The sequence below is a fragment of the Pseudomonas sp. YuFO8 genome (genome assembly GCF_035065025.1).
Lineage (GTDB): Bacteria > Pseudomonadota > Gammaproteobacteria > Pseudomonadales > Pseudomonadaceae > Aquipseudomonas > Aquipseudomonas putida_AE.
On record NZ_JAXDEQ010000073.1, the window covers coordinates 1 to 11079 of the forward strand.

General features: G+C 62.6%; 12 protein-coding genes. 4 read left to right on the forward strand and 8 right to left on the reverse strand.

What is annotated here, in order from left to right:
- A partial coding sequence (locus SOP95_RS32320; protein ID WP_442967798.1) for an IS3 family transposase occupies positions 1–70 on the forward strand: 70 nt, incomplete at its 5' end.
- A 387-nt stretch (positions 71–457) separates the two neighbouring features.
- Here SOP95_RS32320 and SOP95_RS30855 read toward each other — a convergent pair.
- The 4 genes from SOP95_RS30855 to SOP95_RS30870 are packed head-to-tail and all read right to left on the reverse strand — an operon-like array spanning position 458 to position 4019.
- Positions 458–1438: an NAD(P)H-dependent flavin oxidoreductase gene (locus tag SOP95_RS30855; RefSeq protein ID WP_274077644.1), complete on the reverse strand. Its 981-nt coding sequence runs from the start codon at positions 1436–1438 to the stop codon at positions 458–460.
- A gap of 3 nt (positions 1439–1441) precedes the next feature.
- On the reverse strand, positions 1442–1996 hold the full coding sequence (locus SOP95_RS30860) for a cytochrome b (RefSeq protein ID WP_274077643.1): 555 nt from the start codon (positions 1994–1996) through the stop codon (positions 1442–1444).
- 44 nt (positions 1997–2040) lie between these two features.
- Positions 2041–3708, reverse strand: coding sequence for a cation acetate symporter (locus SOP95_RS30865; protein ID WP_274077642.1), 1668 nt, complete (start codon positions 3706–3708; stop codon positions 2041–2043).
- Positions 3705–4019, reverse strand: a complete 315-nt coding sequence (locus SOP95_RS30870) for a DUF485 domain-containing protein (RefSeq protein ID WP_274077641.1) — start codon at positions 4017–4019, stop codon at positions 3705–3707. Before SOP95_RS30870 ends, SOP95_RS30865 begins: the two co-directional genes overlap by 4 nt.
- Before the next feature lie 249 nt (positions 4020–4268).
- On the opposite strand from SOP95_RS30870, the gene SOP95_RS30875 reads away from it, so the two are divergent.
- Positions 4269–5156, forward strand: coding sequence for a LysR substrate-binding domain-containing protein (locus SOP95_RS30875; protein ID WP_323609440.1), 888 nt, complete (start codon positions 4269–4271; stop codon positions 5154–5156).
- On the opposite strand, the gene SOP95_RS30880 is transcribed toward SOP95_RS30875, so the two are convergent.
- Both SOP95_RS30880 and SOP95_RS30885 read right to left on the reverse strand, forming a co-directional pair.
- Positions 5140–6375: an MFS transporter gene (locus SOP95_RS30880; protein ID WP_323609441.1), complete on the reverse strand. Its 1236-nt coding sequence runs from the start codon at positions 6373–6375 to the stop codon at positions 5140–5142. The genes SOP95_RS30875 and SOP95_RS30880 overlap by 17 nt on opposite strands.
- Positions 6372–7589, reverse strand: a complete 1218-nt coding sequence (locus tag SOP95_RS30885; protein WP_323609442.1) for a YbfB/YjiJ family MFS transporter — start codon at positions 7587–7589, stop codon at positions 6372–6374. Before SOP95_RS30885 ends, SOP95_RS30880 begins: the two co-directional genes overlap by 4 nt.
- 224 nt (positions 7590–7813) lie before the next feature.
- Here SOP95_RS30885 and SOP95_RS30890 point away from each other — a divergent pair, with 224 nt between their 5' ends.
- A complete protein-coding gene (locus SOP95_RS30890) occupies positions 7814–8842 on the forward strand; it encodes a D-cysteine desulfhydrase family protein (protein WP_323609443.1) in 1029 nt (342 codons plus the stop codon).
- Between the two features lie 263 nt (positions 8843–9105).
- Here SOP95_RS30890 and SOP95_RS30895 read toward each other — a convergent pair whose 3' ends face one another.
- Positions 9106–9582 (reverse strand): HvfA family oxazolone/thioamide-modified RiPP metallophore, encoded by a 477-nt coding sequence (locus SOP95_RS30895; protein ID WP_323609444.1) that lies wholly within the window; start codon positions 9580–9582, stop codon positions 9106–9108.
- Positions 9583–9952: 370 nt separating this feature from the next.
- Between SOP95_RS30895 and SOP95_RS30900 the strand changes: the two genes are divergently transcribed.
- Positions 9953–10489, forward strand: coding sequence for a glyoxalase superfamily protein (locus tag SOP95_RS30900; protein ID WP_323609445.1), 537 nt, complete (start codon positions 9953–9955; stop codon positions 10487–10489).
- A 66-nt stretch (positions 10490–10555) separates the two neighbouring features.
- On the opposite strand, the gene SOP95_RS30905 is transcribed toward SOP95_RS30900, so the two are convergent.
- The coding region (locus SOP95_RS30905) for an MMPL family transporter (RefSeq protein ID WP_442967797.1) at positions 10556–11079 on the reverse strand (524 nt) is incomplete at its 5' end.

Here is an 11079-nt window from a genome sequence, read left to right on the forward strand (position 1 = left end):
CCATGACCGAATCAAGGCGAAACTCGGCGGACTGAGTCCTGTGGAATACAGAACCCGATCCGTTGGCTAGCGACAAAGACCGTCCAACATTTGGGGGTCAGTTCACGCCCGCGTCGACCACAAAGCAACGCCTTGCGCAAACCCGTGTAGCGAAGAGGCCCGCAAACTCGACGCAATATTCAAGGACGCCTTCGCCGGCAAGCCGGCTCCTACAGGTCCGTGTCGACCACAAAACAACGCCTTGGGCAAACCCGTGTAGGAGCTGGCTTGCCAGCGAAGAGGCCCGCAAGCTCGACGCAATATTCGAAGACGCCTTCGCCGGCAAGCCGGCTCCTACAGGTCCGCGTAGACTACAAAGCAACGCCTTGCGCAAACCCGTGTAGGAGCTGGCTTGCCAGCGAAGAGGCCCGCAAGCCCGATGCAATATTCGAAGGCGCCTTCGCCGGCAAGCCGGCTCCTACACGCCTAGCGCCCTTCTCTGCTTAGTCGGCAGCTGATCCGGCGCAGTCATCAGGCCGAGGGCAAGCTCCGCCACCCGCTCGGCCGCCGGTACGACACTGTGAATCTTGCCCACCCCCTGCCCCGCATACAGCGACAGTTTCTGCGCCATTCGCGGCTTGTCGATCGCCCGGGCGCCGCCACCGATCAGGCGCAGCAGGTTCCATTTGTCCCGATTGGGAATCACCCGGTGCGGCGTGCCGTAGGTCCAGCCGAACGAATAACCGGTGCGGTACTCGGTGTCATCGGTGGTTGCCTCGACAATCTTCTGTTTGTAGAGCGGATGGGCGTTCGACTCATCGGTGGCAATGAACGCCGTACCCACTACCACCCCCGATGCACCGAGCGACATCAGTGCGCGCACATCGTCGCCCTGGGCGATACCGCCTGCCGCCAATACCGGCCGCCCCTCGGCGACCGCCAGGATCGAGGTCAACAACGGCATGATGCCGATCGTGCCGCGATTGAGGTGCCCGCCACTTTCACTGCCCTGGGCAATGATGATGTCCGCCCCCTGGGCGATGGCGTTGCGAGCCAGCTCCACCGAGCCCGCCTGCACCATGACCAGCAGCCCGGCATCTTTCGCCCGGGCAATCATGTCGGCGGCGTACTTCTCGGCATAAAACAGCGACAGCAGTTTGGGCTTTTCCTTGAGGATCACCTGGAATTGCGCTTCAAAGACCTCGGGGCCGCCAAACTGCGGCACCAGGTTCACGCCGAAGGGCCGGTCGGTCAGCGCCCGTGTTTCCTCGATCCAGCGGCGCAAGGCCAGGGGCGGCAGGCGCAAGCCGCCGATGACGCCCATGCCCCCGGCATTGGCCACTGCCGCGACCAGTTGCGGGCCGGAAATGGCGGCCATGCCGCCGAGGAAAATCGGGTATTTCACTCCGCAGAGCCGGGTGATGAGGTTACCCGCGAAATCGATTCTGTCCTGGTTCATGGCTCACAGCTCCACATGTTTTCCAAGCATCCGCTTGAGCGTGTTGTTCTTCAGGAGAAAGTGATTCTTCAGCGCGCCGAAGACATGCAGCGCGAGACCGGCGAGGAACGCCGAGGCGCCGATGTCGAACAGCACATCGACGACATGCTTCAAGGTCGGGTTGGCCGGCAGCAGCGCCGGAATCCACATTCCGCCGGGCAGTTGCAGCACCTCGCCGGCGGCGGCGCGGGAAGCCCAGACCGCAATCGGCAGCAGCACCATCGCCAGGGCCAGCGCGACCGCCACCGAGCGGCTGACGATCACTTCGATGGGGTTCGGCGTGCCCACCGGCAGCGGATGGTAGGACGTGATCCGTGCCCAGAATCGATAGATCGAGACGAGGAACAGGATCAGGCCCAGCAGGTTTTGCACCCGGCCGAGTGGCTGTTGCAGTGCCGCGCTGGAGACCTGGTCGATCAGCAGTTGCAGCGCGAAAATCGCCAGCAGTGAACACGCCACGATCCAGTGCGTTACGACGGTGACAGGTGAAAATCTCAGGCCATTGTCTTTGAGTTGCATGACAGGCTCCTCTTGCAAAAGACGCACATCAAAAAGGTGGAGGATCAGTGACTGACCGCCTGTGCGGCCCCGAGCCCGGTCTGGGCGCGGATCAATTGATCGTCGAAACGCTCGCGCTCGAGCACCGCGCCCTGGCTGCGATCCGTCACCGAGCCCAGCCAGGTAAAGAGGAACGCCACGTTCATCGAGATGATCGCCGGGTAGTCATAGGGGAAGATCGCCTCGGCATTGCCCAGCACCTTGACCCACACCGCCGGCGAGAGCACCACCAGGCCGACGGCACTCACCAGCCCGGCAATGCCGCCGATCAATGCGCCCCGGGTAGTCAGCCCTTTCCAGTACATCGAAAGCACCAGGATCGGAAAGTTGACCGAAGCCGCCACGCCGAAGGTCAGCGCCACCAGGAAGGCGATGTTCTGGTCCTTGAACAGGATGCCCAGCACCACCGCGACGATGCCGATGCCGACCGAGGCGATCCGCGATACGCGGCGCTCGTCCCGGGCCTCGGCTTTGCCCTTCTTGACGACCATCACATAGAGGTCATGGGAGATCGCCGAGGTGCCGGCCATGGTCAGGCCGGACACCACCGCCAGGATCGTCGCAAACGCCACCGCCGAGATGAAGCCGAGCAGCAGGTCGCCACCCACGGCCTTGGCCAGGTGCATCACCGGCATGTTGCCGCCACCGATGAGCTTGCCGCCGACGATGCCGGACTCGTAGAAGGCCGGGTCCTGGCCGACGATCACGATGGCGGCCAGGCCCAGCACCGCCACGATCAGGTAGAAAAAACCGATGAAGCCCGTGGCGACGAACACCGATTTACGCGCTTGCCTGGCGTCCGGCACGGTAAAGAAGCGCATGAGGATGTGTGGCAATCCCGCCGTGCCAAACACCAGTCCCAGTGACAGCGAGATCAGCGACAGCGGGTCGGCCACCAGTTTGCTCGGCAGCAGGATCCGCTCGCCATCGTGGTGCGCGGCCACGGCTTGCTCGAACAACAGGTCGAAGGAAAAACCGAACTTGCTCAGCGCCAGGATCGCGAGCAAGGTGCCGCCCACCAGTAGCAACCCGGCCTTGATGATCTGCACCCAAGTGGTGGCGACCATGCCGCCGAAGGTGACGTAGACCGCCATCAACAGGCCCACGGCAATCACCGCGTAATTGTAGGGCAAGCCGAACAACAGCTGGATCAACTGCCCCGCCCCCACCATCTGCACCACCAGGTAAAAGCACACCACCGTCAGCGAACCGAAGGCCGTCAGGGTGCGGATGCGATTCTGATCGAGGCGGTAGGAAGCGATGTCGGAGATGGTGATGCGCCCCAGGTTGCGGATGCGCTCGGCAAACAGGAACAGCAACAGCGGCCAGGCGACAAAGAAGCTGATCGAGTACAGCACACCATCGAAGCCGTTGAAGAAGATCATGCTGGTGACCCCCAGCAACGCCGCCGCCGACATGTAGTCCCCGGCCAGTGCCAGGCCGTTCTGGAAACCGCTGATGCCGCCACCGGCCGTGTAGAAATCATCCATCGACCGGGTCTTGTTGGCGGCCCAGTACGTGATGCCCAGGGTCGTGACGACGAAGACCAGGAACATGCCGATCGCGGTGATGTTGATCGGTTGTTTCTCGACGTTCTGCAAAACATCCCCGGCCAAAACGCTGGTGGCGACTGCACCGAGCAGCGTGCCGAGGATCAAGTGGATGCGTTTCATACGATGCCCCCCGCGCGAATCTGCGCGGTCAGTTCATCGAACTCACCGTTGGCACGCAGGATGTAGAGACCGGTGAACAGCCAGGCGCCGAGGATGAACACCACACCCAATGGCCAACCGATATTGATGATGCTGGTCGCCGACAGCTTCGTTGCCAGCAGCTGGGGCGCGAAGGCGGCGACGAGGATGAACGTGAAATACGGGACAAGGGTTGCAGCGGTAAGACTCGCGACGAACGTGCGCTGGCGCGAGACCAGATCCTTGTACCGGGGATGGTTGCGGATCCTGGCTGATTCGGTTGCATGGTTCACGTTGACTCCGTGTAGCAGTGGTAGCGTTATTGTTGTTCCACAGCCTCAGATTCAGACTCGATCCGCCACTGGCTGCGGTATCTGTGCCCGTTCAACCTATGCCCGGTACAGGATCATGTAAAATGATCATTAATGATCCAGTTGATCGTTTTTGGTGAATCAACTTCCCGTGGATTTCCGCTTGCGTGTTAATCTCTAATGAGCCTTGAATTGCGCATTGGTTATTGTTTTTTCAGATAGGTGAGTTCGATGGATGTCACGGATCTCAAGGTAGTGGCCGCGGTAGCCCGCCACGGCAGCATGAACAAGGCCGCCAGCGAACTGAACACCGTGCAGTCGAACGTGTCGGCGCGGATTCGCTCGCTGGAGGACGAGCTCGGCGTGGCCCTGTTCCAGCGCAGCGCCAAGGGTGTACAGGTGACGCCCGCGGGACGGCGCATCCTGCCCTTTGCCGACCGCCTGGCGAAATTGCTCCTCGATGCCACAAGCGCCGCCCGCGATGACGGCCAGCCCAGGGGCGAGCTCGAGATAGGCACGCTGGAGACCACCCTCGCCCTGCGCCTGCCACACCTGATCGCCCGGTTCGCCAGGGATTACCCCGAGGTTCGCCCGGTGGTGCGCACCGGCACCACCTGCAGCCTGATCCAGGACGTCGTCGACTGTAAGCTGGAGGGCGCGTTCGTGGTCGGGCCGGTCAATCACCCGCAGCTGCACAGCGAAGCGGTCTTTCGCGAAGAACTGGTGCTGGTCACTTCACCGGCCCTGCACCGCCTGGCGGATGTCGCCGCGGCCTTGAATCTCAAGACCGTGGTTTTCCGTCTTGGCTGCTCCTATCGCCAACGCCTGGACACACTGCTGACCAGCCTTGGCGCCCCCACCCCCGAGCCGCTGGAGTTCGGTTCAATCGAAGCGATCATTGCCTGCGTGTCGGCCGGGGTCGGGGTCACGCTGTTGCCCAGGGGCGTTGTTGCCAACGCGGCGCGCGAGGGCTTGGTGGCCGTGCACGAACTGTCCCCGCAGCTGGCTGAAGTGGAAACGGTGTTCGTGCGGCGCCTCGACGGCTATTTCTCCAGTGCGCTTTCCACCTTTCTGCACAGCGTGCGTGTGGATGGCGTACCCGTTACCTTGGCGTTGTAGCGCTCTGCAGCGTACCAATCCGTGACCTGATCCAACCGTTGACCCCGGCACACGACACCAGCAGCGCGCCCGTGACCAGGAACACCTGGTGCAGACCGAAATGCGCACCGATCTGGCCACCGATCAAGGGCCCGATCACCTGCCCGGAAAACTGCGCCGATTGCAGGTAGCCGAGGATTTTTCCGCTGTTATGCTCCGCCACCGACTGCCGGATCAGCTTGGCAATCGCCGGCAGCAGCCCGGCCAGGGTCATGCCCATCAGGCCGCGCAACACTGCCAGCTGCCACCACTGCGTGACGTATGCCTGGGGCACCATGACGATGCCAGTCAGCACCAGGCAACCGATGATCACCTTCCAGCTGCCGACCCGATCGGCCAACGCCCCCAGCCGGGCGGCGGTGAGAATGCTGCCCAGCGCCGAACAGGCCATCACAATCCCGGCAATCCGCGCCTGATCATCAAGCGCCACGCCCAGGTCACCGATGTAGACGGTGATGATCGGCTCGATCGACATGTTGGCGAGCAAAACCATCATCGCCGTCATCAACAACGCGGCGATGATTGGCCAGCGCGCACTGTCAGCCTCGTGCCAGGATGTAGCGACCCGCCGTGCCCCGTCCAATTGCCGGCTGAAGTCCTCGCGAACCAGCACCAGAGTGGCGATCGCGGCCACTGCGATCATGGCGCCACCGACGAAAAAAGTACCGCGGATGCCGACCCACTGCGGCAGGAAACCACCCACCAGCGGCCCGATCAAGTTGCCGGACAACGCCCCCGTCGACAGCACGCCCAGTGCCCACCCGGCCTTTTCCCGTGGCACCTGGGATCCGATCATCACAATCGAAGCCGAGGCATAACCGCCGATGAGCCCGGCGACCAGGCGCAGCACCACAAGATCAGTCACATCCCGCGCCAGCCCGATCAGCGACATCACCACCGCCATGCCGATGGCCGCGCGCACCAGCATCGGCTTGCGCCCATAACGATCGGCCAGTCGCCCCCACAGCGGCGCGGTAATCGCCGTACCAAAAAACGTCGCACCGAAGGCCACGGCGGACCACTGCACCACATCGGCCTGGGCCGTTACACCAAGCTGTTGCACATAGAGCGGCAGGAACGGCAACAGCATGCTCAGGCTCACCAGGGTGGTGAACGAACCGAACACACAGACAGCCAGGTTGCGCCGCCAATAGGCCAGATTGCGTTCGGCGTAATTCATGGGGCCACCGAGGTACGCGAGCTTCGCAGCGCCGCCAGCAGGTCAATCACAAAGGCCAACAACATGGCCGCCGTACCGATCAGGAACAGCAGGCTGTAGTTGCCGCCGCTGTAGGAAAACAGGAACGACAGCCCATAAGCGGCGACCGTCTGGAACAGGGCGAAACCCACCGTGGCGGTCTGCCAGGCCGCACTTTGCCGGGCCGGATGGCGGACAAGAATTTCCTGGACCCGCCCCAACACCAGCGGCACGGTCCCGGTGACAAAGGCGCCGACCGTCACGCTGGACACCATCAGCCAGAGGCTGCCCGGTGCGAAGACCGGTACCGCGACGGCGATGGCCTCGATGATGAACGACACCCGCAACGCGCGAGCGAAGCCGACCCGGTCCGCCAGCCCCCCTGCCAGCAGCGGGCCGAGCGTGGCGCCAATGCCAAACAACACCCAGTACTGCGCGCCCGTCTGCAGGCCCTGGCCCAGGCCCCGGGCCACGAAATCCACCAGAAAAATCATGTGTGGCACCCACCCGGCGGCGTTCAGCGCGTACTCCACATACAGCGCCTTGAGGGTGCCGTTGGGCGCCGGGCGATGGTGCTGGACTGTGCTGGCCACCGGCGCGTTTTCCGTCGGCCAGCCGCGCCAGGCAATGGCGGTGAGCAACAGCGCGATCACGCCCAGACCCAGCCAGGTTTGCCCAAGGCCCTGTTGCAGCAGCAGCGGCACCAAGGTCCCGGACGCCGCGATCCCGACGCCCACGCCCATGAAGATCACCCCGCCCGCCAGGCCCCGGCGCGAGGGCGGCACGTGCGCCAGCACAGTCGGCGCGGCGAGCACCATCAGCGCCCCGCCGGCGACACCGGAGAGGAATCGCCAGGCGAAGAACCAGGCAAAGGACAGGGGCCAGGCGCAGGCAAAAAAGGCGATGCTGGCCAGCAGCATCATGGCCCTGAGGGTCGCTCGGGTAGAAGTTCTGGCCGCCAGTGTGCGGCCGAAGATCGCTCCGGCCAGATACCCCGCCAGGTTTGCCGCGCCAAGGTAGGCCGCCCTGGAGGCGTCAAACCAGTGGGCGCCGACAATCGCCGGCAATAGCGGCGTATAGGCAAATCGCGCCAGGCCAATCCCGACCAGACTCGCCGAAAAACCGGCAAGAGTGCCGCGCCATGGACTGGCGCCATGTGGCGCACTGTCGCTAGTCGCGGGTTTTACATTGTTCATCGTCTGCCTTCCCTTCTTCAGTCGGGCAGACCTTATCTCGCGCGATGATATCTCAATAAACGAATAATCAAGATCACGGTTATCTGTATCAGAGATACCACCGTTCATTACACGGTGTATCAACTGTAATTCCTTGCCAGCGGTATATCTTCAATCCACGGCTTTCTAGAGTGGCAGATGGCGTTCAGCCCACCGAGCTTCCTTTCCTCCATGAGCGATCCTTCATGCCCCACGACTTGAATCTTCTTGATACCGCGCTGGCCGCCTACCCACGGGTCGCCCTGCTCGAAGGCCCGACCCCGATCCAGAAACTGTCCCGATTGAGCGGCTTGCCCGATCTCAATGGTTGCAACCTCTACGTCAAGCGCGATGACCTGACCGGTCTCGGCGGCGGCGGCAACAAGCTGCGCAAACTGGAATTCCTGCTCGGCGAAGCCTTGGCCGAAGGCGCCGATACGCTGGTGACCTGGGGCGGTTTTCAATCCAATCATGCGCGCCTGACCGCTGCCGTGGCGGCCCGTCACGGCCTCGCCTGCGAGCTGATCCTGACCCCCTCGGCCGTGCGCAGCGACGATGACTTCTGCCACAACGGCAATGTGCTGCTGGACGCACTGTTTGGCGCGAAGATTCATCGGCTGGCGCGGGGAGTCGTGCCTGATACCTATGCGGCCGAGTTGGTCGACACGCTCAAGGGCCAAGGTAAAAAGCCCTTCGTGATGCCCCTAGGCGGGTCCAGCCCCCGGGGCAGCCTGGGGTATGCCGCCTGCGCTTCGGAGATCCTGCGCCAGGCGGATGCGCTGGGTGTGCATTTCGAGCAGATCATCGTGCCCAATGGCAGTGCTGGCACCCACTCAGGGCTGCTGGCCGGTGTCACCCTGGCGGGCGCTTCGTCGCACATCCTCGGTTACTCGGTCCTGGCGACCGAGGAACAGGCCACGACGACGACCCTGGAAAAAACTCGTCAGATTCTACAGCTGCTTGCCCCGTCCTCAACACTGGCCGACACCTCGATTCGTGTGGATGGCAGCCAACGCGGCGACGCCTACGGCGCGCCGACCGAAGCGATGCTCGAAGCGCTGCGCCTGCTCGCATTCCAGGAAGGCTTGCTCACCGACCCCGTCTACGGCGGCAAGGCCTTCGCCGGCCTCCTCGCCGCTGTACGCCGGGGCGACTACCCGGCGGGCAGCAATCTGCTGTTTGTGATGACCGGCGGTATGCCTGGGCTGTTTGCCTATCGGAGCGCCTTTGACTGAGAGCCGTACGCATGATCCCAAGCGAACGCGTTCCCCCTGTAGGAGCTGGCTTGCCAGCGATGGACGTCAACGATGACGCGCGCTGTCTGGGTGATTGCGTTGACTGGACGTTTTTCGCGAGCAAGCTCGCTCCTACAGTTTGATCGGGTACAACCGCAAGAGATGGGTCGGCTATCTGGACGCGTTGGGCCTGGTAATCGAAAAAAAATACCTCCCCAGGGAAAAACCCAAGGGAGGTGATTTTTTACCGCTGTATCGCGTTATCAGCTCTTCGCCTTGCTCATCTGGGTGAACAGCTCTGTAGGCACTTTCTTGCCGTTGGAGGTGAACTGGTTGGTGCGGAATTTGTAGACCTCGCCTTCGGAGAGGAAACCGTCGTTGTTGGTGTCCATGGCCTTGAACTCTTCGCCGCCCTGCGGGGCTACGGTCAGCAGTTCCTTGAGCGAAACGCGGCCGTCGTGGTCGGTGTCGGTACGGGCGAACGAAGCATCGCCGCATTTGCCTTCACCGCACTTGCCTTCGCCGCACTTGCCTTCGCCGGCCTTGGTCACTTTGGCGCCGGCTTCATCTGCGCCACACTTGCCTTCGCCACACTTGCCTTCACTGGTCTTTTCCGCCGCGGCCAGTTGGTAGCCTTGGGGCAACGCGTCTGCGGCAAAGGCGGTGGATGCGAGGTTGAGGCTGCCGGCCAGTGCAACAGCGATCAGGCCAATACGGGATTTGTTCGACATACGGGACATGGTGATTCTCCGGATACTGTGTGCGGCCAAGCCGCTAAGGTCGTGCGATAAGCCGTGGTGCGAGGCGCGTTTGCTTTCTCGCTGAGGCAGGGCTATTTGACGGCAACCGTGTATCCCGGATGTATCCGGTTGCAGGGGCATTTGTAAGCCAGTCTGCGTACGACGGGTCTGGATACACAGCGATACACAGGCGCGGGTCTTCCCGTCACGGGAGCGGCTATGTACTATCGGCACCGGGCCGATGCTGCCCGCCGCTCGCTCCCGATGGGAAAGGTGAAAGCATTGCTTCCTCATACGAACCCTGTCGTATCTCTTGACGGTCGAGGATTGGCAACGCGGGCACCCAAGGATCTCGGCTAAAGGAGCAACGATGTTTTCAATCGAGCAAGCCAAGCAAATGGCCAAACAGTTGCGCGCCTCGCTGGAGGAACGCAACCAGAGCCTGTCCCACTCCACCGCGCTGGAACTGGTCGCAGAGCAACTGGGCTACAAGGACTGGAACACCGCATCCGCGATGCTTTCCCCGGCCGACACCCCGCCCGCTTCCACCGTGACCTTCGACAAGCCCATTCCCATATTGCGCATGTTCGACGAAGCCAAGGCCCGTGAGTTCTATCTTGATTTCCTGGGTTTCAGCGTCGAATTCGAACACCGCTTCGAAGCCGACCTGCCGCTGTACCTGGGCATCAGCCGCAACGGTCTGCAACTGCACCTGTCCGAACATCATGGCGACGCCAGCCCGGGTTCGACAGTGTTTGTGCCAATGAACAATATCGAACAGCTGCGCGACGAGTTGCTCGCCAAGCGCTACGGCTACGGGCGTCCGGAGATTGTCCAGCAGGGTTGGGGGCAAGTGCTTGAAGTCTACGATCCGTTTGGCAACCGGATCCGCTTCTGCCAGGGCTGATCGGGTAGATCCCTGTTCGCATCCAGACGGCGCATTGCTGCCCGCCTGGATGCGATGGTCCAGCGCCTATCGACGCAGGGAACTGGCGGCGAGTTCCACACGCTTGCCCGGGGCAACGACCGCCTCGCGATCAGCGACTTCAAGCGCTCCTCCACTCCGTTGTTTGCGCAGCAGGAAGTACGACAGCGCCGGAATCAGGATCAGCGCGCCGAGCATGTTCCACAGGAACATGAAGGTCAGCAGGATGCCCATGTCGGCCTGGAACTTGATCGGCGACCAGACCCAGCACACCACGCCGGCCGCCAGGGTGATACCGACCAGCCCGACCACCCGCCCAGTGAAGGCCACGGCCTGGCGATAGGCCTGGGACAGCGACAGGCCCTGGCGTTGATACTGCAACTGCACGCTGAGCAGGTACAACGCGTAGTCCACACCGATCCCCACACCCAGGGCAATCACCGGCAAGGTCGCCACCTTCACGCCGATACCCATGACCACCATCAAGGCTTCGCAAAGAATCGAGGTCAGCACCAAGGGCAGCAGCGCCACCAGCGTGGCGCGCCAACTGCGGAAGGTGATCAGGCAGAACA